This window comes from Oerskovia sp. 140933 (genome assembly GCF_059651515.1).
Window position 1 is genome coordinate 1 of sequence record NZ_JAMXIO010000049.1, and the last position, 23292, is coordinate 23292.

At 72.5% G+C, this 23292-nt stretch carries 19 protein-coding genes; 11 read left to right on the forward strand and 8 right to left on the reverse strand.

All coding sequences use genetic code 11. The annotated features are described in order from the left end of the window. Positions 1-133: 133 nt before the first annotated feature. Entirely contained in the window at positions 134-466 is a 333-nt protein-coding gene (locus tag NHG27_RS17790) for a cupin domain-containing protein (protein WP_497017182.1), read from the reverse strand. A 181-nt stretch (positions 467-647) separates the two neighbouring features. Beyond that, positions 648-1526 carry an SDR family oxidoreductase gene (locus tag NHG27_RS17795; RefSeq protein WP_497017183.1) on the reverse strand — a complete coding sequence of 293 codons (879 nt, stop codon included), beginning with the start codon at positions 1524-1526 and terminating at the stop codon, positions 648-650. A 137-nt stretch (positions 1527-1663) separates the two neighbouring features. On the opposite strand from NHG27_RS17795, the gene NHG27_RS17800 reads away from it, so the two are divergent. Further along, on the forward strand, positions 1664-1900 hold the full coding sequence (locus NHG27_RS17800; protein ID WP_193718124.1) for a hypothetical protein: 237 nt from the start codon (positions 1664-1666) through the stop codon (positions 1898-1900). Between the two features lie 89 nt (positions 1901-1989). Here the strand turns inward: NHG27_RS17800 and NHG27_RS17805 are convergent, their stop codons facing one another. Further along, positions 1990-2946: a GlxA family transcriptional regulator gene (locus tag NHG27_RS17805; RefSeq protein ID WP_497017184.1), complete on the reverse strand. Its 957-nt coding sequence runs from the start codon at positions 2944-2946 to the stop codon at positions 1990-1992. A 94-nt stretch (positions 2947-3040) separates the two neighbouring features. On the opposite strand from NHG27_RS17805, the gene NHG27_RS17810 reads away from it, so the two are divergent. The 6 genes from NHG27_RS17810 (at position 3041) to NHG27_RS17835 (ending at position 9985) form a co-directional block, all read left to right on the forward strand. Next, complete coding sequence (locus NHG27_RS17810; protein WP_497017185.1) at positions 3041-4312, forward strand: MFS transporter; 1272 nt, start codon at positions 3041-3043, stop codon at positions 4310-4312. Between the two features lie 70 nt (positions 4313-4382). Continuing rightward, positions 4383-6479, forward strand: a complete 2097-nt coding sequence (locus NHG27_RS17815) for an ABC1 kinase family protein (RefSeq protein ID WP_497017186.1) — start codon at positions 4383-4385, stop codon at positions 6477-6479. 76 nt (positions 6480-6555) lie between these two features. After that, entirely contained in the window at positions 6556-7485 is a 930-nt protein-coding gene (locus tag NHG27_RS17820; RefSeq protein WP_497017187.1) for a ribonuclease Z, read from the forward strand. A gap of 50 nt (positions 7486-7535) precedes the next feature. Continuing rightward, positions 7536-7790 (forward strand): hypothetical protein, encoded by a 255-nt coding sequence (locus NHG27_RS17825; RefSeq protein WP_497017188.1) that lies wholly within the window; start codon positions 7536-7538, stop codon positions 7788-7790. A 44-nt stretch (positions 7791-7834) separates the two neighbouring features. Then, the gene (locus tag NHG27_RS17830) at positions 7835-8455 is read left to right on the forward strand and encodes a pentapeptide repeat-containing protein (RefSeq protein WP_497017189.1); all 621 of its coding nucleotides are present in this window, start codon (positions 7835-7837) and stop codon (positions 8453-8455) included. Positions 8456-8572: 117 nt separating this feature from the next. Next, the gene (locus tag NHG27_RS17835; protein WP_497017190.1) at positions 8573-9985 is read left to right on the forward strand and encodes a sigma-70 family RNA polymerase sigma factor; all 1413 of its coding nucleotides are present in this window, start codon (positions 8573-8575) and stop codon (positions 9983-9985) included. A 91-nt stretch (positions 9986-10076) separates the two neighbouring features. On the opposite strand, the gene NHG27_RS17840 is transcribed toward NHG27_RS17835, so the two are convergent. Both NHG27_RS17840 and NHG27_RS17845 read right to left on the reverse strand, forming a co-directional pair. Continuing rightward, complete coding sequence (locus NHG27_RS17840; RefSeq protein ID WP_193718132.1) at positions 10077-10991, reverse strand: universal stress protein; 915 nt, start codon at positions 10989-10991, stop codon at positions 10077-10079. Between the two features lie 151 nt (positions 10992-11142). Continuing rightward, on the reverse strand, positions 11143-11769 hold the full coding sequence (locus NHG27_RS17845; protein WP_193718133.1) for a hypothetical protein: 627 nt from the start codon (positions 11767-11769) through the stop codon (positions 11143-11145). 180 nt (positions 11770-11949) lie between these two features. Between NHG27_RS17845 and NHG27_RS17850 the strand changes: the two genes are divergently transcribed. Next, positions 11950-12837 (forward strand): YwiC-like family protein, encoded by an 888-nt coding sequence (locus NHG27_RS17850; protein ID WP_497017191.1) that lies wholly within the window; start codon positions 11950-11952, stop codon positions 12835-12837. Between the two features lie 230 nt (positions 12838-13067). Continuing rightward, positions 13068-15635, forward strand: a complete 2568-nt coding sequence (locus tag NHG27_RS17855) for an ATP-dependent Clp protease ATP-binding subunit (RefSeq protein ID WP_193718135.1) — start codon at positions 13068-13070, stop codon at positions 15633-15635. 152 nt (positions 15636-15787) lie between these two features. Here the strand turns inward: NHG27_RS17855 and NHG27_RS17860 are convergent, their stop codons facing one another. After that, positions 15788-16201: an SRPBCC family protein gene (locus tag NHG27_RS17860; RefSeq protein ID WP_193718136.1), complete on the reverse strand. Its 414-nt coding sequence runs from the start codon at positions 16199-16201 to the stop codon at positions 15788-15790. 348 nt (positions 16202-16549) lie between these two features. Beyond that, positions 16550-17737, reverse strand: a complete 1188-nt coding sequence (locus NHG27_RS17865; RefSeq protein ID WP_497017192.1) for an aminotransferase class I/II-fold pyridoxal phosphate-dependent enzyme — start codon at positions 17735-17737, stop codon at positions 16550-16552. A 309-nt stretch (positions 17738-18046) separates the two neighbouring features. Between NHG27_RS17865 and NHG27_RS17870 the strand changes: the two genes are divergently transcribed. After that, positions 18047-19582 carry an MFS transporter gene (locus NHG27_RS17870; protein WP_497017193.1) on the forward strand — a complete coding sequence of 512 codons (1536 nt, stop codon included), beginning with the start codon at positions 18047-18049 and terminating at the stop codon, positions 19580-19582. Between the two features lie 171 nt (positions 19583-19753). Here the strand turns inward: NHG27_RS17870 and NHG27_RS17875 are convergent, their stop codons facing one another. Next, on the reverse strand, positions 19754-20380 hold the full coding sequence (locus NHG27_RS17875; RefSeq protein ID WP_193718138.1) for a uridine kinase family protein: 627 nt from the start codon (positions 20378-20380) through the stop codon (positions 19754-19756). A gap of 269 nt (positions 20381-20649) precedes the next feature. Between NHG27_RS17875 and NHG27_RS17880 the strand changes: the two genes are divergently transcribed. Further along, positions 20650-23232: a glycosyl hydrolase family 18 protein gene (locus NHG27_RS17880; RefSeq protein ID WP_497017194.1), complete on the forward strand. Its 2583-nt coding sequence runs from the start codon at positions 20650-20652 to the stop codon at positions 23230-23232. Positions 23233-23292 lie beyond the last annotated feature (60 nt).

Below are 23292 nucleotides of genomic sequence, written 5' to 3' on the forward strand. Positions count from 1 at the left end.
GGACCTCCGGGTTGTGAAGACTTCGACATCTCCACTAAGCCCGGAGGTCCTCCCTTCAACAACCGGAACTGACACCAACCTCCTGGCCGGGTACAGCTAGCCGGCGCTCGTCACCGCGCCGCAGGCACGGTTGTCACCGCGCCGCAGGCACGCTCGTCACCGTCGTCAGGAGGAACGCCGAGTCCTCCAGGGCGGTGACGGCGTGCCGCTCGTGCGTGAGGACGCGCAGCTCGCCGGGCCCGACCTCCTCGTCGCCCTCGAGCGCCGTGACCCGCACGCGACCGCGCAGCACCTGGATGCTCGCGGCCGGGGGCGAGTTGTGCTCGCCCAGCTCGACGCCCGCGAGGATCGCGATGATCGTCTGGCGCAGGACGCCGTCGTGCAGCACGACCTCCGCGCTGCGGCCGTTGTCGCCGTCGCGGGCGCGGGTCAGGTGGGCGTCGGTGAGCAGGTCGAGGTTCGTCATGGGGGCGTCCGTTCGGGTGGTGGCGGGGCTTCCATCATGGCCGCAGGGCGTCCGGTTCGCCCGGTGCGCACGTCTGCCCGACGCCGTCGCGCACCGCGGGCGGTCGGCGCACCCTGGTGGTGCGCGGGCCGCCCGCGGCGCGGTGGACGAGACGCGGTGGACGGGCGCGTCCGGCCGCGGGCTACTGGAGCCTGAACCCGCCGTCGGTCGTGAGGACCTGGCCCACGACCCACGACCCTGCCGGGCCGGCGAGCCACGCGATGAGCCGGGCAGGGTCGGTCGGTTCGCCCCAGCGCCCGAACGGGGTCGCGTCGCGCAGCGCGTCGAGCTCGGCGAGGGGGCGGTCGGTCGACCCGGGGTCCAGGTACCCGGTGTTGACCGGGCCGGGGTTGATCGTGTTGAGCACGATCCCCCGGTCGAGCAGCTCGGCCGCGACCGTCGCGGTGACGCCGGCGAGCGCGGCCTTCGAGGTGGCGTAGGCGACCTCGCCGCGCATCGGGCCGTCCTGCTGGCCCGACGTCATCCAGAAGACCTTGGGCGCCGTCGCCGGGTCGGCGGGCCCCTGGCGGCTCGCGCGTTCGCCCGGCCGGGCCGAGGGGCCGCCGGGGGTCGTGGTGCGCTGGAGCGCGAACCGCCGCGTCAGCAGGAGGGTCGACCGGGTGTTCGCCTCCCAGAACGCGTCGAGCGTCTCGGCGCTCATGTCGAGGATCGAGCCGTCGCCCCCGCTGCGGGCGTGGTTGCACACGAGCACGTCGACCGAGCCCGTGAGCGTGCGGGCGGCGTCGAACAGCCCGTCGACCTGGGCGGGGTCGCGCAGGTCGGCGTGGGCCGAGCCCGACACGGCGTCGCCGCGCAGCGCCGCCCGGACGCCGTCGGCGACCGCGCCGAGGTCGTCGCCGCCCCAGGACAGGTCGGCGTCGTGCGGTGCGAAGTGGTGGGTGAAGACGCTGGCGCCCTGGAGCGCGAGCTCCCGGGCGACGGCGTACCCGATGCCCTTGCGCCGGGAGACCCCGGTCACGAGGGCCGTGCGGCCGGCGAGGGGGAGGTGAGGGGTCGTCATGCGGCGACCGTAACGACTCCGGCGAGCGGCCTCCAGGTCATTTCGCACGGTCCGCCGATCCTGGGAGATCGTGTGAAGGGCGTCACGCGTCGGCCTGTCGGCGCGCGCTCCACAGGTCCGTGACAGAGCATGGGGTGATGCAAGCGCCCACCTTCGTCGACGTCTGGCAGCTCCTCTCCGACGCCGACCGCGAACGCCTCGCCGAGATCGACGAGACCGAGACCGAGATCCTGGACTTCCTCCGGACCCAGCCCGTCGAGGACGTCGACGCGCCCCTGTTCTCCGACCTGCAGGTCGAACGCCTGCGGGTCTACCGGGCCGCGCTCGAACGCTCCACGCCCGGCAGGCGCCGGGCCGACGGCGAGACGGCGTAGCTGCCCGGAGTTCGCACGCTTCGGCGTCCGTGCCTCGTCCCGGAAGAACGGACGTCCCGCACCGGTGGCCCGGCAGGGCCGCCCCGCCCTCAGGCCGGGGTCTCCGACCGCTCGGTGAACGCCAGGCGGTAGCGCTGCGGCGAGAGGCTGGTCGCCCTCTTGAAGTGGGTGCGAAAGTTCGCGGGGCTGCCCAGACCGCTGCGCTCGGCGATCTCGTCGATGCTCAGGTCGCTCGTCTCCAACATCTCGCGCGCGAGCTCGATGCGCTGCGCGTGCAGCCACCGCAACGGCGTCTGGCCTGTCTGGCTGGCGAAGTTGCGCGAGAAGCTGCGCACCGAGGTGCGGGCCGTCGCCGCCATGGCTGACACCGTGAGGGGCTCGGCGAGCGAGCTCAGCATCCATTCCCGCGTGCGGGCCAGGGGGTCGGTGCCGGTGGGCGCCGTCGGGCGCTCGATGAACTGCGCCTGTCCGCCTTCTCGGCGCGGAGCGGCGACGAGGCTTCGTGCCACCCGGTTGGCCACGCTCGCGCCCAGGTCGCGACGCACGATGTGCAGGCACAGGTCGATTCCTGCGGCGACGCCCGCCGAGGTGAGCACGCTGCCTTCGTCGACGTAGAGCACGTCCGGGTCGACGTCGACCGACGGATGCTGTGCCGCGAGCTGCGCACAGCTCTGCCAGTGCGTCGTCGCCCTGCGCCCGTCGAGCACGCCCGCTTGCGCCAGAGCGAAGGCGCCCGAGCAGATCGACACCATGCGCGCCCCGCGCGCGTGCGCCGAGCGCAGCGCCCCGAGCACTTCTGCAGCCAGCGGGCTGTCGGCGTGAGCGGAGCCGGGCACGATCACCGTGTCGGCACCCTCCAGCGCTTCGAGGCCGGCGCTGGGTGTCACGCTCGTGCCGCCCAGCATGTCCACGGGGTGCCCGCCGAGCGACGCCGTGCGCACCGAGTAGTGCGGCAGCTCCTCGCGCCCGAACACCTGCAGGGGGATGCCCAGGTCGAGCGGCAGCACCTCGTCGAGCAGCAGGACCACGACCCGGTGGGGACTCATGGCCAGATCCTATCGAAAGGTGGCATTTCAGCCACTGGCCTCGGCGGATGCCGCACACGAGAGTGAGAACCACCCGCTCACCACAAGGAGAACCGTGTCCGCAACCCCGCTCGCCACCGCCACCGAGAACCGCTCGACAGAGCGGCACCACCGGGCCGACATCGCCCGGCTCGTGAGCATGCAAGCCCTCTTCTACGGCGTGCTCAGCGTGGATCTCACCCTCACCGCACTGGCCGGCCTCGCCCTGGCGCCGTCCCCGCTGCTCGCGACCCTCCCGCTCACCCTCATGGTCGCGGCCGGACTCCTCGCGGCCGTCCTCACCGGGCTGCTCGTGGCCCGCTGGGGCTACCGCCGGGTCATGGCGGCCGGGGCCGGGCTCGCTGTGGTCGGCGGGTTGCTCTCGGCGCTGGCCGTCCTGCAGGACTCGTTCCTGCTGCTGTGCGTGGGAACCGCACTCGTCGGCGCGTACACGGCGACCGGCGGGTACGTGCGCTTCCTCGCCGCCGACCTGTCTCCGGACGGCAAGCAGGAACGCGCCCTCTCGACCGTGATGTACGGCGGGCTCGTCGCCGCCTTCGCCGGGCCGTTCACGGCCCTCGCGGCGTCGCACGCCTTCGAGACCCAGTTCGTGGGTTCGTACCTCCTGGTCGCGACCATCGGTGCCACCGCGATCCCCCTGGCTCTCAGCATCTCGCGCGAGCCCACGGCGGCCGCGGCTGCGGCCTCCGACGACCGGCCTGCCGCCTCGCCCGTGCGCCCCCTCGGCATCGCGACCGCCCTGAAGAACCCGGACTTCGTGGCGGCGCTCGTCATCCTGCCCGTCGCGGCCGCGCTGATGACGCTCGTGATGGCGATCGGCCCGCTGGCGAGCACCCATGCCGGGCACTCCGAGACGACGTCGACCGCGATGATCCAGTGGCACCTCGTGGGGATGTTCGCGCCGGCCGTCTTCAGCGGTGAGCTCCTGCGCCGCTGGGGGCCGTCGACCGCCACCATGGTCGGCGCGACCGTGATGCTCGCCGGCGCCGTCCTCGGCGCGACCGGCGACGGCGCGCTGCCGATGATCCTCACGCTCACGCTCGTGGGAATCGGCTGGAACCTGCTCTTTCTCGCGGGCTCCGCGTTCCTGCTGCGCTGCTACGAGCGCGGTGCCGGGAGCAGGCTGCAGGCTCTCGCCGAAGGAGTCACCGGCTCGGCCTCCGTCCTCGCGTCGCTCGGCGCGGCCGTCGTGTTCCAGACACTTGGCTGGCAGGCCTCCAACCTGCCCGGGATCGTGCTGAGCGCTGCGCTGCTCGTCTGGGCCGCGCTGCGTGCGGCAGCAGCGGGCAGGCGCCACGGCGCCTCGACGAGCTCGCTCACGGCCTGACCGCTGCCCGCGCGGTCCACGACGACAGTTCCTCCTGCACTCACCTCCCTCGCGCGGGAGAGTAGGGGCCATGCAGATCCTCTCCTCGATCGGGACGGCGCTGTTCGGCGCGCTCGCCACGGGCGTCATGGTGCTCCTGCTCGCGGCGACCGCTCGCAGGGTGCTGGGGGTGCCGGTCGGGTGGATCCGGTCGATCCTCATGACGGTCCTCGTCGTCTCGCTCGGGTCCTGGGGCCTGACGGAGGGCTTCCAGCAGCTCGGGGTGCTGCAGGAGGACGGCACCCTCACCGTCCACCCGGGCGTCGTGCTGGTGATCGTGGTCCTCGCGTGGGCGTGGTCGTTCGTGATCGGGCTCGGGCTGCTGCTCGTCCTGGAGCTCCTGGTCCCCACGGGCAGCATCCCCACGCCGTGGCGCGCCGTCGTCGAGCTCCGCCGCGGGTCCAAGGACCTGTTCCGCTACCTGCAGATCATGGGGATCATGCTGCGGCACGGGCTGGGCGGGTTCTTCGGCCGTGGTGCGCGTCGTCGCAGCCACCAGCGGACCACCGAGTCCGAGGAGCGGGCCGTGGCGCGCGAGCTGCGCGCGGCGCTGAGCGACGCGGGCGTCACGTTCGTGAAGCTGGGCCAGATGCTCTCGACGCGGTCCGACCTGCTGCCCGCGGTGTACGTCGAGGAGCTGTCCCGGCTCCAGAGCCAGGCGCCGCCCGTGCCGTGGTCGCAGGTCGAGGGCGTGGTATCGGGATCGATCGGGGCCCCGGTCGACACGGTGTTCGCGCACTTCGACCCGGACCCCATCGCGTCGGCGTCGGTCGGGCAGGTGCACTGCGCGACCCTGCTCGACGGGCGGGAGGTCGTGGTCAAGGTCCAGCGCCCCGGGGCCCGCCACCAGGTCCTCGGTGACCTGCGGATCGTGCTGCGCATCGCCCGCCGCCTCCAGCGCGACACGTCGTGGGGTCCGTCGCTCGGCATCCTCGACCTCGCGGAGGGCTTCGCGGCGTCGCTGCGCGAGGAGCTCGACTACACGATCGAGCTCGAGAACACGCTCAACGTGCAGGGCGCGCTCGCGACGATCCGGCGCTCGCACCGCCACGCGATGCCCGGCGCGCACCACGACGACGACCCCGACGCCAACGTGCCCCTGGTCGAGATCCCGCGCGTGCACCCCGAGCTGTCGAGCGCGACGCTCCTCGTCATGGACAGGCTCGACGGGACGGCCGTGGGCGAGGCGGGCGACCTGCTCGCGACGTTCGACGACGGTACGCGCCACGACATCGCGGCCCGCCTGCTGCGCGTCACGCTCGACCAGATCGTGGTGACGGGCGTCTTCCACGCCGACCTGCACCCCGGCAACGTGCTCCTGCGCGACGACGGCTCGCTGGGGCTCCTCGACTTCGGCTCCGTGGGGCGCCTCGACGAGGCCGAGCGGGTCGCGCTCGCGGCCCTGCTGCTCGCGGTCGAGGCCGACGACTCGATCGCCGCGACCGACGCCCTGGTCGAGCTGCTCGACCAGCCCGACAGCTTCGACGAGCGCCGGTTCGAGCGTGAGGTGGGACGCCTCATCCTCCGCTTCCGCGGGGGAGCGACCGCGAACAGCGGATCGCTCTTCGCAGCCATGTTCCGGCTCGTGAACGACGCGGGCATGGGCGTGCCGTCGCAGGTCGCGGCGGCCTTCCGCACGATCGCGGCGCTCGACGGGACACTGCACCTGCTCTCCCCGTCGTTCGAGCTGGTGTCCTCGGCGCGCGACGAGGGCGAGGAGCTGCTGCGCAACATGGTGAGCCTGCGCAAGATCCGGGCCAAGGCGGGCGCGCAGCTCCTGGCCTTCGCGCCCTCGATCGAGCGGCTGCCCCGGCGGCTCAACAAGATCACGTCGGACCTCGAGGCGGGGAAGTTCACCGTCAACGTCCGCGTCTTCGCCGACGCGGGCGACCGGACCTTCGTGACGAGCCTCGTGCAGCAGGTCATCTCGACCGTCATCGCGGCGGCGAGCGTCGTCGGCGGGGTGTTCCTCCTGGTCGCCGACAACGGACCCCAGCTCACGAACGACCTGAGCTGGTACTCGGTCTTCGGGGCCACGATGCTGTTCATCGGGGCGGTCCTCAGCATCCGGGTGCTGATCTTCGCGTTCCGCGGGGCGCCGGGGGAGCGCGGCGACCGCGACAGGTAGCGCGCGGTCCGTCGCTGCGGCGTGGGCCGCGCCGTCATCCTGTGCCGAGGCGACGCCCGGCGGCTACCGTGCGCTCATGTCCCGCCGCGAGCTCGCCGTCCTCGGCACCGCCAGCCAGGTGCCCACCCGCACCCGGAACCACAACGGCTACGTCCTGTTCTGGGACGACGAGGCGGTCCTGCTCGACCCGGGCGAGGGCACGCAGCGGCAGATGCTGCGGGCGGGCGTGTCCGCGACGGACCTGACGCGGATCGCGATCACGCACCTGCACGGCGACCACAGCCTCGGGCTGGCCGGCGTCGTGCAGCGGATCAGCCTGGATGGCGTGCCGCACACGATCCCCGTGTCGTTCCCGGCGTCGGGCGCCACGTGGGTCGAGCACCTGCTCGACGCGACGTCCTACCACCACCGCGCGGACCTGGTGCTCCAGCCCTTGTCGGCCGACGGCGTCGTCCCGCCCGTGCGCCCCGACCCGGGCTTCACGCTGCGGGCCGAGCGGCTCGACCACGGCGTCGAGGCGTTCGGCTACCGGCTCGACGAGCCCGCGGGGCGACGCATGGTCCCGGAGCTGCTCGCCGACGCCGGGGTCCAGGGGCCGGCGGTCGGCGCGCTCCAGCGGGACGGGGTCGTGGTGACGGGGGAGGGGCGGACCGTCCGGGTCGAGGACGTGAGCGTCGCGCGGCCCGGCCAGTCGTTCGCGTTCGTCATGGACACGCGCCTGTGCGACGCGGTGTTCTCCCTCGCCCGCGGTGTCGACCTGCTCGTGATCGAGTCGACCTTCCTCGACCGGGACCGCGACCTGGCCCAGGCCTTCGGTCACCTGACCGCACTCCAGGCGGCCACGGTCGCGGCCGCGTGCGGGGTGAGGTCGCTCGTCCTGACGCACTTCTCGCAGCGCTACCAGGACCCGGCCGAGTTCTGGGCCGAGGCCCGGACGGTGTTCGACGGCGAGCTCACGGTCGCCGAGGACCTCGACCGGGTGCAGGTCCCGCCGCGCGCCCGCTGAACCCGGCCGGGCCGGTGCTGCGGCGTCCGGGGCACGGCTACCCTCGGACCATGCCCGCTGAGCCCGACGCGCCCGACGACGCACCACGCCGCCTGCGCTGGGGCTGGTTGCTCCTCGCCGTGGTCGCCGCGGTCGTGTCCTTCCTCGCGGTGAGCGTGCAGTCCGGCCGGTGCGTCGACTCCCTCACGCCCGGTGCGTCCTTCTGCACCAGCGGTCCCGTGCTCGGCACCGGGGGGTGGCTCGTCGGCCTCGCCGGGGCGGGCTTCGTCATCTACGCGGTCCGCCGGGGGCTCGGACGGAGGTAGTCGCGGGGACCGCCGCGTCGGTACCTCCCGCTACCGTCCCCACCATGGTCGATCGCACGCACGGAACCCCCACCCCGCCCACTGGTTCGTCGGTCGACCGCGAGGACTGGTACGGCCGGGACGTCGACCGGGAGACGTTCGAGCGCGTCGAGCTCACGGACTGCGACCTGTCGGAGATCACCACGACGGGCGCGACGTTCGTCGGGTGCACGTTCAGCAACGTGCGCTTCAACGCGTCGACCCACACCGACTCGGCGTTCACGAACTGCACGTTCTCGCGGTGCTCGTTCTTCGACGCCACGTTCACGCGCTGCAAGACGGTGGGATCGGTGTTCACCGGGTGCAGCTTCGGCCTCCTCGAGGTCGTGGGAGGCGACTGGTCGTTCGTGAGCCTGTCGGGAGCGGACCTTCGCGGAGCCTCGGTGACGGGCGCCAGGTTCCGGGAGGCGGACCTCACGGGCGCTCGCTGCCAGGGGGCCACGCTGCGGGACCTGGACCTGGCCGGCGCCTCGATGCACCGGGCCGACTTCACGGGCGCGGACCTGCGGGGCAGCGACCTCAGGTCCCTCGACCCGCTCGCGAGCGTCGTGCAGGGGGCCGTCGTCGACCCTGCGCAGGCCCTCGTCGTCGCCGAGTCCCTGGGCCTGGACGTGCGCACCGCCTGAGCGGCGCGGTCCGGGTGATATGCGGGGCGCTCGCGTCATGCCGGTCGCGAGGCAGTGTCTCTCCTCCTGAGAGGCACCTCACGCCTGAGGTCCGGGGCGTGCCGCGGAAGGACACCCATGTCGACGACGAACGAGACCGATCTCGAGGCGATGGCCGACGAGGAGCTCGTCGACGCCGTCCGTCAGGGTTCGCAGGACGCGTACGCGGTGCTGTGGAACCGTCACTCCGGGGCGGGGCGCGGGGCTGCTCGGCGCGTCACGTCATCGTACGACCCGGACGACCTGGTCCAGGAGTCGTTCCTGCGGATCCTGCACGCGATCCGGTCGGGCAACGGGCCCACGGGCCCCTTCCGCCCGTACCTCTACCAGACCGTGCGCAGCGTCGCGATCACGTGGTCGCACTCCCCGGACCCGATCATCGTCGACCAGGTGCCGGAGGTCGTGGACCCCGTGGACATGGCGGACGTCGTGGTCGAGGGCTCGGTCACGGTCACGGCGTTCAAGGCGCTGCCCGAGCGGTGGCAGGCCGTGCTCTGGTACACGCAGGTCGAGGGCATGGACGCCCGTGAGGTCGCGCCCCTGCTGGGGCTGAGCGCGGGGTCCGTGTCGGCGCTCACCTACCGCGCCAAGGAAGGGCTGCGTCGTTCGTGGCTGCAGGCCCACGTCAACGCGGCCGCGGTCCCGGTCGAGTGCCGCTGGGCGGCCGAGCAGATGGGGGACTACAACCGGGGTGCCCTGAGCGCGCGGCACGAGGACCGCTTCGAGGAGCACCTCACGGGCTGCCTGTCGTGCTCGATCCTCGTCGAGGAGGTCGACCAGGTCGCGTCGCGCCTGGGGCTCCTCCTCGTCCCGCTGGTGCTGGGGGTCCCGGCCGTCCTGGGCAACGGTTCTGCCGCGCTGGGCGGCGCGGGGTCGGTGGCTGCCGTCGGGACGTTCGTCGGCCCGACGACGGCGCTCGCGTCCGGGCTGGCCCTCGCCCCGGGGGCCGGGTCGGGGGCGGCGGCCGTCGGCGTCGGCGGGCTCGCGGCGACGGGGTTCTCGAGCGGGGCGATCCTCGCGCTCGTCACGGCGGCCGTCACCGTGTCGGCCAGCGCCGTCGCGGCGACCCAGCCGTGGTCGGCGAGCGACCTCGTCGTCGCCGAGCAGCTCGGGCAGGGGTGGTCCGGCGTGGTGTCCCAGGTCGCGGCGGCCGCGGGTCCGGGGCTCGTGGCGGAAGTCGACGGGGCGGGTCCCGCGGCGCTCCCGTCCGTGGTCGTCCCCGGCGAGGGCGACGGCGCAGCGGATCGGGAGGAGGCAGGCGATCGCTCGGCGGTGCGCGCCTCCCAGGGGCAGGCGCAGCCACCGGGGCCTGAGCGGCCTGCGACGCCTCACCAGCCCGTGGCGAGCCTCGCCGTCGTGCGCCCCGTCGTCCTGCGCCCCCTCACGACGAGCCCGGTCGTGCCCGTCCACCCGACGCTCCCGCTCGACCCGCCCGTCGCCTCCGACAGGGGGGGCGCCGCTCCTCGACCCGACGCCGAAGGCACGGGGTGAGCGACGCCGTCGGGCCGCGGGGCGCCGGAGGGGGCCCCGGTCCTGACACGCGCCGGTCCGCCCGTCCCGGGGGCGGACCGGCGCGCCGGGCTCACGCGTCGGCGGGGCGCCTGACGACGGTCACGGGGCACGTCGCGTACTCGACGGCCTGACGGCTCACCGAGCCCAGCAGGAGCCGGTCGAAACCACCCGTCCCGCGGTTGCCGACGACCAGCCGTTCCGCGCCCCGGGCCGCCTCGATGAGCCCCTTGGAGGGGTGGGTGTGCACGACGCTGCGACGCAGCTGGTCCTCGGGCAGGTCCACGCCCGCGGCCTCCAGGGCGCGGTCGAGCTGCTCGGCCGCGAACTTCTCGTAGTCGTCGACCGGTGGCGTCCACCCCCACGAGTCGGGCAGCGGGGCCAGGGTCACGATCTGCCAGCAGAACACGGCGTCCAGGACCGCACCCGTGCGGCGGGCGACCTCGAGCCCGTGGCGCAGGGCATGGACCGAGGTGCGGGAGCCGTCGACGCCCACGACGACCCGCGGCGGCTCGTCGACCCCGGTGGGGGCCGCTGCGGCGTCGTCCTCGCCGCCGTCCCCCGCGGAGCGCACGACCGTGACCGGCACCCGGGTCGCGCCCTGCACCACGGCCGACGACACGGACCCGAGGACGAGCCGGCCCAGCCGCCCCAGCCCACGGCTCCCGACGACGAGCATCTCCGAGTGCTCCGCGCGCGCCAGGAGCGCGGTCGCGGCCGAGCCCTGGACCTGCTCCGCGTGCGTCACGGCGTCGACGCCGGTGCGGTGCCGCGCCTCGTCGAGCAGCGTGAGGACCTGGTCCTGCTTGAGGTCCGCCAGGTGGCTGAAGTCGGCGGGCTCCGACGCGCGCGGACCGTCCTTCCAGGACGGCTCCCACGCGAGGACCGCCGTGAGGGGCACTCCCCGGGAAGCCGCCTCGACGAGGGCCCAGTCGAGGGCTTCCTGGGACCGGACCGACCCGTCAACACCGACGACCACGTCACTCATCGACGTCACCTGCTCTCTCGCTCGACGACCGTCCAGTGCTCCTGTGCACCGTCCGCACCTCCATCTTGGCCGTTCCGGCGAGCCACGTCACGCCTGGGCGTGTCTGGTTGGTCACGAGGCACCGTCAGCTCCGGCACAGGACGCGCAGGGCTCAGAACCGGGTCTCCCCGTCACCGTGCAGGAGGCCCTGGATGGGTGCGGTGGAGATGTCCACGCGGTCCACGAGGTCGGCCGGCCCGGACACGATCACGGCCCGGTCGGCGAGCGGCACGTAGACGGCGACCGTGGCCCGGACCGCGACCCGGACGCAGGGGTGCGAGACGTCGTCGACCACGAAGGCCGTGTGCTGGAGAGGAGCCAGGTCGACCTCCTCGACGATCGCGCGCATCGCGGACCGGTAGTCCTGGTAGGCGTCGGCGAAGTCCGCCCCCGTCGGGCCCTCGGTGCCGTCGGGGACGTCGCTGTGCAGGGGCGCGGCGAGCGCCCCGCTGAGAGCGGCCCGCACGATGTCCTCGACGTGCTGCGCGTCGTCCGTGCCGACCCGGAGCGTCTCGACGTCGACCGCCTCCCCGACGAACGACACGTAGGCGCGCAGGAACCGCTCCTCGGTGGGGTCGCGGTGCTCGCTGCCCGACCCGGTGACGGTCTCCTCCTCGAGGTCCAGCCCCCACGTGAGCGGGTCCGTGATCTCTCCGACGACGCCGGCGAAGCGGGCGAAGCGGGCGACGATCTGCTCCCAGGACTCGTGGGCTCCTGCTGGTTCGTCCGGCTTGTGCATCGTCCTCCCTCGTCCGACATGTCCCCCGGGGCCGAGGCTGCGCTCAGGGGGCCTGGGGTCAACGATGCTGGTGACAGCGCTCTCCCGCACGTCGAGTGACTGCCGTCCGGTCGGCGGAACGTGTGGTCCGCCCCCCGGGACGGCTTTCCTGCGCGCGGGGACGCGTGCCACGCTCCTTGCATGACCCAGGGGAGCACGCGACCTGAGCGGCGCACCACGACGCGTCGACGACGCCGCGGCCCCGGCTGGGTGCCCGACCAGCACGGCGCGTGGGCGATGCTTGCCGTGCCGCTGCTGGTCGGGGTCTTCCTCGGAGGGCCGGCGTGGGTGCACGTCCCGCTCGCGGTGCTGTGGTTCGTGGGCTACTTCGCGTTCTTCGCGGCGGGCCTGTGGCTGAAGTCCCGCTTCCGGCCGCGCTACCTGCCGCCCGTGCGGGCCTACGGGATCGCGACGGTCGTCCCAGCCGTCGCGGTCCTGCTCCTGCGGCCCGACCTCCTCGCCTGGGTCCCGCTCTTCCTCCCGCTCGTCGCGGTCAGCCTGTGGAGCTCGTACCGGCGGCGCGAGCGGTCGCTGCTCAACGACGGGGCCACGGTCCTCGCGGCGTGCCTCATGCTGCCGGTCGCGTTCGCGGCGGGGGTGGGGCCCGCGCCGGGCCCGTGGCCGGGCGTGACCCTGCCCGACGGCGTCACGGGCCTCGCAGGGATCGGCTGGCCCCAGGTGTGGGCCCTGTTCGTGCTCGTGCTGGCCTACTTCGCGGGGACGATCCTGTACGTCAAGACGCTCATCCGGGAACGGGGCGAGCGCTCCTACCTGGTGGCGTCGGCCGTCTACCACGTGGTGGCCGGCGTCGTCGCAGCCGTGGCGCTCGCCGCGGCCGGCCTGGCGTGGTGGCCCGCGGTCGTGCTCTTCGCGGGGCTGACCGCGCGTGCGGTGTGGGTGCCGAGGACCGACGCCAAGCCGTTGCAGTTCGGGATGGGGGAGGTCGCCGCGAGCGTCCTCCTCCTCGTGGTCGCCCTCGCGCTGCCGGCCACGCTCGTGGTCGCGGGGTCGGCCGCTGCGGGCTCCTGACCTCGCGTTCCGGGCAGACCGACCTCGCCTGACGGGCATCGGTGGACGCAACGGACAGCCTGGCGGGACCCGCACCGGACCCGGCGAAGGTCACGGAGCGACGCCCGCTTCACGCCCCTGGCGAACAAGGGCATATCCGTGGGGTCGGCCCCGTTGGTCCCGGATAGAGTCGTTGCGGTCAGGCCTGAGCACCACCGGTGCGGGTGTACGCCGCTCGTGAGGAGCAGCACATGTTCGAGAGATTTACCGACCGAGCCCGTCGGGTCGTCGTCCTTGCCCAAGAAGAGGCACGGATGCTCAACCACAACTACATCGGCACCGAGCACATCCTGCTCGGCCTCATCCACGAGGGAGAGGGAGTCGCAGCCAAGGCGCTGGAGTCCCTGAACATCTCCCTCGACGGTGTGCGCTCGCAGGTCACCGAGATCATCGGCGAGGGCCAGCAGGCCCCCAGCGGGCACATCCCGTTCACGCCGCGCGCCAAGAAGGTCCTGGAGCTCTCGCTCCGCGAGGCCCTTCAGCTCGGCCACAACTACATCGGCACCGAGCACATCCTGCTCGGCCTCATCCGTGAGGGAGAGGGCGTCGCCGCCCAGGTCCTCACCAAGATGGGTGCCGACCTCAACCGCGTGCGCCAGCAGGTCATCCAGCTGCTGTCCGGGTACCAGGGCAAGGAGCCCGTCGCCGCAGGCGGCCCCGCAGAAGGCCAGCCCTCCGGCTCGGCTGTGCTCGACCAGTTCGGCCGCAACCTCACGCAGGCCGCACGCGAGGGCAAGCTCGACCCGGTCATCGGACGCACCTCGGAGATCGAGCGCGTCATGCAGGTCCTGTCGCGCCGCACCAAGAACAACCCCGTCCTGATCGGTGAGCCGGGCGTCGGCAAGACCGCCGTCGTCGAGGGCCTCGCCCAGGACATCGTGCGCGGCGACGTCCCGGAGACGCTGAAGGACAAGCAGCTCTACACGCTGGACCTGGGCGCCCTGGTCGCCGGGTCCCGCTACCGCGGTGACTTCGAGGAGCGCCTGAAGAAGGTCCTCAAGGAGATCCGCACGCGCGGCGACATCATCCTGTTCATCGACGAGATCCACACCCTCGTCGGTGCGGGTGCGGCCGAGGGCGCGATCGACGCAGCCAGCATCCTCAAGCCCATGCTGGCCCGTGGGGAGCTCCAGACCATCGGTGCGACCACGCTCGACGAGTACCGCAAGCACATCGAGAAGGACCCGGCCCTGGAGCGTCGCTTCCAGCCGATCCTCGTCTCGGAGCCGAGCCTGCCGCACGCGATCGAGATCCTCAAGGGTCTGCGCGACCGCTACGAGGCGCACCACCGCGTGTCCATCACGGACGCCGCACTGGTGGCCGCCGCGACGCTCGCCGACCGCTACATCAATGACCGGTACCTGCCGGACAAGGCGATCGACCTGGTCGACGAGGCCGGTGCGCGTCTGCGCATCCGTCGCATGACCGCGCCGCCGGAGCTCAAGGAGCTCGACGAGCGCATCGCCGAGGCGCGTCGCGACAAGGAGTCCGCGATCGACGAGCAGGACTTCGAGAAGGCCGCGCGCCTGCGCGACACCGAGAAGCAGCTCACGCAGCAGCGCGCCGACAAGGAGAAGGCCTGGAAGGCCGGAGACCTGGACACGGTCGCCGAGGTGGACGAGGACCTGATCGCCGAGGTGCTCGCCATGTCGACCGGCATCCCGGTGCTCAAGCTCACCGAGCAGGAGTCCTCGCGCCTGCTGAAGATGGAGGACGAGCTGCACAAGCGCGTCGTCGGCCAGGAGACGGCCATCAAGGCGCTCTCCCAGGCGATCCGCCGCACGCGTGCAGGCCTCAAGGACCCCAAGCGTCCCGGTGGCTCGTTCATCTTCGCCGGCCCCACGGGTGTCGGTAAGACCGAGCTGGCCAAGGCGCTCGCCGAGTTCCTCTTCGGGGACGAGGAAGCGCTCATCCAGCTCGACATGTCGGAGTTCTCGGAGAAGCACACGGTCTCGCGTCTCTTCGGTTCGCCCCCCGGCTACGTCGGCTACGACGAGGGCGGCCAGCTGACGGAGAAGGTCCGTCGTCGTCCGTTCTCCGTGGTCCTGTTCGACGAGGTGGAGAAGGCGCACGCCGACATCTTCAACTCGCTGCTGCAGATCCTCGAGGACGGTCGCCTGACCGACTCGCAGGGCCGCGTGGTGGACTTCAAGAACACCGTCATCATCATGACCACGAACCTCGGTACGCGGGACATCGCCAAGGGCCTCCAGACCGGCTTCAACGCCGGCGGCGACCTGGTGACGAGCTACGACCGCATGAAGGCCAAGGTCAACGACGAGCTGAAGCAGCACTTCCGCCCGGAGTTCCTGAACCGCGTCGACGACGTGGTGGTCTTCCCGCAGCTCTCGCAGAACGAGATCGTCCAGATCGTCGACCTCATGATCGCGAAGCTCGACAAGCGTCTGCGCGACAAGGACATGGGCATCGAGCTCACGGACGCGGCCAAGAAGCTGCTGTCCGAGAAGGGCTACGACCCGGTCCTCGGCGCTCGTCCGCTGCGTCGCGCCATCCAGCGCGACATCGAGGACGTGCTGTCCGAGAAGATCCTGTTCGGCGAGCTCAAGGCCGGTCAGATCGTCCTGGTCGACGCCGAGGGCGAAGGCCTGCTGGGCGAGTTCACGTTCCGTGGCGTCTCCAAGGACGACCACGAGCGTGGCCCGGTGAGCGTGGCCGCGACGGCAGCGCTCAACGCTCCCGCAGGCATCTCGACGTCCGACCTCCCGCCGACCGGCGAGCTGCAGGCCGGCGCGGAGTGATCCTCCCGGCAGCCTCCGGCTGCCGTTCCCCGGTCGTCTGACGCCGACCGCGACGAAGGGCCCCGATCCTCACGGACCGGGGCCCTTCGTCGTGCCCGGGGCGCTGCGGCTCGTCGTGCCTCGTGCTTCGTGCCCGGGCCGGTGCGAGGCGGTCAGTCGTGTCCCGCGAGCGAGGCGAGCGCGGTGCGCCAGAGCTCCTCGGAGTGCTGGACGGCCTCGGGGGTGTCGTTGTTGTCCTGCCGGATCGTCACGCGTGTGCCGTTGGGGTCCGGGGCGAGCGTGATCGCGACCTCGTGGTGGTTCTCCGGGACGTCGGGCACGCCGCTCGCGGGGGAGTAGTGCGTGAAGCGCAGGGTGCGCGGCCGGTCGACCTCGAGGACCGTGCCGTGGTCCTCGAAGTGCTTGCCCTGGTACTGGCCCTCGAACGTGATGGCGCTGCCCGGCAGGTAGTCCGTCTCGACGTTGGCTCCCAGCATCCAGGTGGCGGACGGGTGGACGAGCTCGGCCCAGACCCTCTCCGGGCGGGCGGCGATGTGGATCGAGGCGGTGGCGACGAGTCCGGTCATGGGACCTCTCCTCTTCGAGCGGTTTTCCCCGACGGTAGCCCTCCGCCCGGCCTTCGGCACGCGCGGCACGACGGTGGCGGGCGCGCGGATGTTCACCGAGCGTGCAGGCCGGGTCGTCCGACCGGGCCGCGGGCGACCCGAGCTGCACGCTCGAGCCGCGCCAGGTCGAGCGCGGTGCGCACAGGGGACGTGACCCACCCGAGGCCGCTGCGGCGCTGCACGTCGTCCGGACCGATGGCCCCGCCCGCCACGGCTGCCGCTTCGTCGAGCACGCGCCCCCCAGCCGGCGCCCCGGCCGCACGAGGCGAGCGACGCCGTCGGGCGGGAGGCCGCGTCCCGCCAGCGTGCTCAGCCCGCCTCCCCGAACGCCGCCGCGAAGCGCGGCAGGCTCGCCTCGAGCGTCTCCGTGCTCGCGGTCAGCGAGATGCGGAAGCGGCCCGGGGTCTCGAAGTACTGCCCGCCCAGGACCAGGACGTCGTGCCGGGCGAGCAGGGCCTCGAAGGCGCGGTCGTCGGGGTCGGGCGAGCGCGGGTAGAGGTAGAACGTGCCCTCGGGGCTGTGCAGGTCGTACCCGATGTCGCGCAGCCCGGCCACCATGAGGTCGCGCTTGCGCTGGTAGAGCGGGACGTCGAACGGGATGCGCTCCAGGACCGGCAGCGCGTGCTGGAGGACGGCGTTGGGGAACGCGTACCCGATCGCGATCTGCAGCGCCTCGATCGCGGGCCGCAGGTCCTCGCGCCCCGGCATCGCGGGCGGGACCGCGAGGTACCCGATGCGCTGGCCGGGCGCGAGCAGCGTCTTGCCGTAGCTGTAGGCCAGCAGGGTCCACGGGTAGACCTCGGCGGGGCTGTGGAACTCCGTGCCGTCGTAGACGATCCGGTGGTACGGCTCGTCCGACACGACGACGATGCGGCGACCGGACCGCGCCGACGCCTCGTCGAGGAGGGCGGCCAGACGGCGCAGCTCGCCCAGCGGGTAGATGCGCCCGGTGGGGTTGTTGGGCGTGTTGACCAGCACGACCCGGGTCCGGGGCGTGATCGCGTCCGCGATCGCGTCGAGGTCCAGGTCGAACGTCCCGGGGGAGACCGGCACCTTGACCGGCACGAGGCCGGCCTCGCGCACGATCACCTCGTACGCGAACCACGGGGGCACGCTGTACACGACCTCGTCGCCCGGGTCGCACACGAGCTTGAGGGCGAGGGCGAGGGCCGTGAAGCCGCCCGTGGTGAGGTGCACGTCGTCGGGCTCGAACGGCAGGTCCACGACGCCCCGCAGCCCCTCCGCGGCGGCGGCCCGCGCGGCGGGCTCGCTGACCTTGTAGCCGAACCAGTGCTCGTCGCGCGGGACCGCGCTCGCTCGCAGCGCCTCGACGTACTCGGCCGGGGCCGGGTCGTGCGGGTTGCCGAACGTGAGGTCGAGGACCCCGGGGCGGGCACGCCGCTCGGGGTACACGTGCGCGAAGAACCCGAGCAGGACGTCGAACGGTGTGGACCGTGCGAGGTCGCGTGCGCGTCGGGAGATCGTCTCGTCGGCCATGGGAGCTCCTCGCTCGGGCGACGTGTCGTGGGGGAACGGCGATTCCACGCTAGCACCGGGACCGTCGGCGGTCCCGGTGGGCCCCGCTGCCTCGGAGGGCCCGACGGCGCCGCTCGCCCTCGGCGGGGCGGGCCCGCCGCGGAGACCCGCAGTGGGCGACCTCACTCCGGTTCCTGACGGCCCGACACGTTAGGATGGTCCGTCTGTCCGACTTCGTAGTTGGGGCGGTCGAACGGTCTGCGGCATCTCGCGACACGTCTCGATCCGGGCTGGAAACCCCACGATCCCGCTACGTCCGAAGGTCGGTCCATGCCTGTCTCCACCCCCTCCACCTCTGCGCCCTCGGCACAGGTGGTCCCTCCCTCGGCCGAGGTCCACGGCCCCGGTCCGGTCGAGCCGGACGCGCCCGCCACGGCCGGCCCCCGTCGCTGGTGGATCCTCGTGATCCTCGCGCTGACCCAGCTCCTCGTCGTGCTCGACGGCACGATCGTCAACATCGCCCTGCCGCAGGCGCAGGCCGAGCTCGGGCTGACCGACACCGAGCGGCAGTGGGTCGTCACGGCCTACGCCCTCGCGTTCGGCGCCCTGCTGCTCCTGGGCGGCCGCATCGCCGACTACTGGGGGCGCAAGCGCACCTACCTGCTGGGCATGGTCGGGTTCGGGGTCGCGTCCCTGCTCGCAGGCCTCGCCCGCAACGGCACGGAGCTCGTCGCGATGCGCGGCCTCCAGGGCGTCTTCGCCGCGCTGCTCGCGCCGGCCGCGCTCGCGCTGCTCACGGTGTCCTTCCCTCGCGGCCGCGAGCGGAACACCGCCTTCGCGGTCTTCGGATCGGTCGCGGGTGTCGGCGCTGCGGTCGGCCTGGTCCTGGGCGGCGCCCTGACGGAGTTCGCCGACTGGCGCTGGTGCCTGTGGGTCAACGTGCCCGTCGTGGTGGTCGCGCTCGTCGCGGGTCAGGTCCTGATCCGTGAGAGCCGGGCCGACGGGGACAACACGTACGACGTCCTGGGCGCGGTCACGGTCGTCCTGGGCCTGGGCGCGCTCGTGTACGGGTTCACGCTCGCCGAGCACAGCTGGGTCGCGCCCGGCACGATCGCCTGCCTCGCCGTGGGCGTCCTGCTCCTGGCGCTCTTCGTGTGGATCGAGTCGCGGGTCGCGCAGCCGCTGCTCCCGCTGCGCGTCCTGACGAACAAGGTCCGCGCGGGGGCGTTCCTCCTGCAGGCGATCTTCGGCGCGCTCATGATCGGCGCCCTGCTGTACCTGGCGCTGCACCTGCAGGTCGTCATGGGGCTCTCGCCCCTGCAGGCCGGCCTGGGCACGCTGCCCATGACGATCATGACGCTCGTCCTGGCGCCGGCCGTCACGCAGCTCCTCGCGCGCTTCGGTCCGCGGCCGCTCATGATCGTCGGGCCGCTGGTCTCCGCGGCGGCTCTGCTCTACCTGAGCCGCATCACGGTGGGTGGGACGTACGTGGTCGAGGTCCTGCCCGCCCTGGTCGTGCTGGGTGCGGGCATGGCCCTGGTCCTGGTGCCGCTCCAGAACGTGGCGCTCGCGGGCGTCGAGCCCCACGACGCCGGCGCTGCGAGCGCGACCGTCAACGCCTCGATGCAGATCGGTGGCTCGATCGGGCTGTCCGTCTTCACGACCCTGTACATGGGCGCCGTCGCGGGAGTCGTCGTGACCGACGAGGCGTCCCAGCTCGCGGCGTTCGTCGACGGGTACTCGGCGGCGTTCGTCGCGACGGCCGTGACCATGGTCGTGGGGGCGGTGCTCGCGGCGTGGTTGATCCGTGGCTCCAAGGAGCAGCTCCTGCCGCAGGGCGACCAGGTCGCGGTGCACCTGGGCTGAGCCGCGGGCCCGGCCTGGTCCGGCCGCGGACTGCTGCCGAGCGTGCACCTCGGGCTGTCGATCGATGCTCGGGACAGCCCGAGGTGCGCGCTCGGCGCCCAGGACCCAGGACCAGGACCAGGACCAGGACCAGGACCAGGAGCGGGGCCAGAATCGGGGCCGGGGCGGGCGTCAGTCCGCGAGCAGCGCCCGGATGTCCCGCTCGGCCTGACCGGGCGACGCCGTCCGGCAGCCCTTGTCGACCCAGCCCTGGATCAGTCGCGGCTCGTCGCGCAGCAGACCCCAGCCGCGGCGCAGCAACGTCAGCGGCGGCTTGCGGGACTCCGCCAGGTCTCGCAGGAGCCGGAACCAGAACGACACGAGCCGCGGCCTGCGCAGGCAGATCGCGTCGGCCAGGATCCCCTCGGCCCGGCACGCCGCGACCAGCTCGGCCGCGAAGATCCCCTCGGCGATCACGATGCGCGACCCGGTCACGTCGAGGTGCGTCGTGCCCGTGCGCCGCGACGTCGGGATGTCGTAGACCGGTACGTCCGACCGGCCCGTCGTGACGAGCGCGAGCAACGCGTCCATGGCGCTCGCCGAGTCCCAGCTCCCGGGCGAGTCCCAGTCGACGATCCCGAAGCGCCGCGGCAGGCCCGGGTGGTCGTGATCGTGGTAGAAGTCGTCGAGCTCCACGACCGGCAGACCGAGGCGCCGGGTGAGCGACGTCTTCCCCGAACCCGACGGCCCTGTCAGCAGGACGATCCGACGGGGTGGGACACGCGTGCCCTCGGGCAGGTCGAAGAGGCCGTTCGTCACCCGACCATTCTCCCAGCCCGCGGACGCACCCCGGTGCGCGGCGCCGTCGGGCAGGAGCGCGAGGCATCTCCGCAGACCAGAGCGCCAGGTGCGCCGAACCTGGGGACTGCATGGGAGCGCTGCGGGAACCACGTACGTAGCGAACACTGCGGACGCCCCTGATGTGGGCGCGTCGAGACGCGGCCTACCGTGACGACACACGATGCCGCGGCAACGGTGCCGCAGCCGTGCTGGGGAGGCGGTCGATCATGCAACGAGGCAGACGGTCCGTGAGGCGGTGGCTCGCAGGAGTCGCCGCGACGGCAGTGGTGGCGGTCCCGCTCGTCGCGCAGGTACCCGTGGCGTCCGCGGCCGAGGCGTGCGCGCCCGCGTGGTCGGCGTCGTCGGCGTACACGGGCGGGAGCGTCGCGTCGTACAGCGGGTCCAACTACAAGGCGTCCTGGTGGACGCAGGGCGAGACGCCCGGGACGCAGCAGTGGGGCGCATGGAAGATCGTCGGACCCTGCGGGGCCGACCCGACGGGCACGACCGGCGGGACGACCGGCACGACCGGTGGGACGACGGGCACGACCGGCGGGACGACCGGCGGCGACCCGACGGGCGCCGACCCCGGCACCCCCATCTCCACGAACCCGCATGAGAAGTGCCGCCCCGACGGGCTCGCCGTCAACAAGACCGTCGACGTGCCCTACTGCGACGTGTACGACGAGGCCGGTCGCGAGAAGCTGCCGAACGGCCTGGACCGGCGCGTGATCGGGTACTTCACGTCGTGGCGCACGGGCACGGAGGGGACCCCGTCGTACCTGGCGAGCGACATCCCGTGGACCAAGCTGTCGCACATCAACTACGCGTTCGCGCACGTCGGACCGGACTCGAAGATCTCCGTCAACGCCGAGTCGGCGACGAGCGAGGCGACCGGCCTGACGTTCGCCGGCGCCGAGAACGCGCTCGACCCGACCGTCCCCTACAAGGGCCACTTCAACCAGCTCACGAAGTTCAAGAAGCAGCACCCGGGCGTGCGCACCCTCGTGTCGGTCGGCGGGTGGGCGGAGACGGGCGGCTACTTCGGGGTCGACGGCAATCGGGTCGCCTCGGGCGGCTTCTACACCCTGGACACGCAGGCCGAGTACGACGCGTTCGCGGCGTCCGCGGTCGCGATGGTGCGGACCTACGGGTTCGACGGGATCGACGTCGACTACGAGTACCCGACCTCGAACGTCAAGGCCGGGAACCCCGACGACTTCGCGATCGCCGACGCCAAGCGCGGGCAGCTCTGGAAGAACTACGAGCAGCTCATGAAGACCACGCGCGAGGCGCTCGACAAGGCCGCCGCGCAGGACGGCGAGTACTACATGCTGACCATCGCGGCCCCCGCCTCGGGGTGGCTGCTGCGCGGCATGGAGGTCTTCCAGATCATGCCGTACCTCGACTACGTCAACGTCATGTCGTACGACCTGCACGGGACGTGGAACGACTTCGTGGGCGGCAACGGCGCCCTGTTCGACGACGGCAAGGACGGTGAGCTCGCGGCGGCCGGCGTGTACGGGGCCTACGACGGGATCGGGTACCTCAACGCGGACTGGGCCGCGCACTACTTCCGCGGAGCCGTGCAAGCGGGGCGCATCAACATCGGCGTGCCCTTCTACACGCGCGGCTGGGCCAACGTGCAGGGCGGCACCAACGGGCTGTGGGGCAAGGCCGCGCTGCCCGACCAGACCAAGTGCCCACCCGGCACCGGGCCCTCGCTGGGCGGCACGTCCAAGTGCGGCAACGGCGCGGGCGGGATCAACAACATCTGGTACGACGTCGACAAGGCCGGGCAGAAGATCCCTGCGGGCGGCAACCCGATCTGGCACATGCTCAACCTCCAGAACGGGAAGGTCGGCTCCTACGCGGCGTCCTACGGCGCACCGACCGGTCCGCTGACCGGCACCTACCAGCACAACTTCGACCCGGTCACCAAGACCGAGTGGTGGTGGAACGCCCAGACGAAGTCCTTCATCTCGGGCGACTCCGACCAGGCCATCCAGGCCAAGGCCGACTACGTCGTCGCGGGCGGCTACGGCGGCCTCATGATCTGGGAGCTGGCCGGGGACTACGACCTGGACGCGACGAGCGGCGAGTACGGCATGGGTGACAGCCTCGTGACCAGGATGCACTCGACGTTCTCCACCGCGGCGCCCTACGGTGCCGCCAAGTCGAAGACCGCGACGCCCGCCGAGGCGATCGACCTCGGGGTGTCGTTCTCGGAGTTCGCGCTCGGCGACAACAACTACCCGATCAACCCCCGGGTGACGTTCTCGAACAGGTCGACCGTCGCGATCCCGGCCGGGGCCACCATCTCGTTCGACTTCGCGACCACCACGTCGGCCACGATGGGCGAGCAGAACGGCTGGGGCATCACGACGGTCCCGGGCCACTCGGGCAACAACGTCGGCGGCCTCAAGGGCGACCTGCACTCGGCGACGCTCAAGGTCCCCTCGGGAGGCATCCCCGCAGGCGGGTCGGCCTACACCAAGCTGTCGTGGAGGCTGCCCATGGCGCAGGTCTCGAACGTCCGCGTGACGATCGGGACCACCACCTACGCCACGACCTACGACCACCCGCGCGGGGTCAAGGTCGTCAACCCCGTGGTCTCCGGTGGGACGACGGGCGGGACTCCCGGCGGCACCCCGGGCGGGAGCACCGGCGGTGCCGGGTGCACCGCGGCCGCGTGGGTCTCCGGCACCGCCTACAACGGTGGCGCGCAGGTCACGCACGCGGGTCACCGGTGGTCGGCCCGGTACTGGACGCAGGGGAACACGCCCGTGGCCAGCGACTGGGGCCCGTGGAAGGACGAGGGGGCGTGCTGACCTGACGGGTGCAGGCCGGCCGGTCGCTGCCGAGCAGGGGTCGTGGTCCGTCCCGGGGCG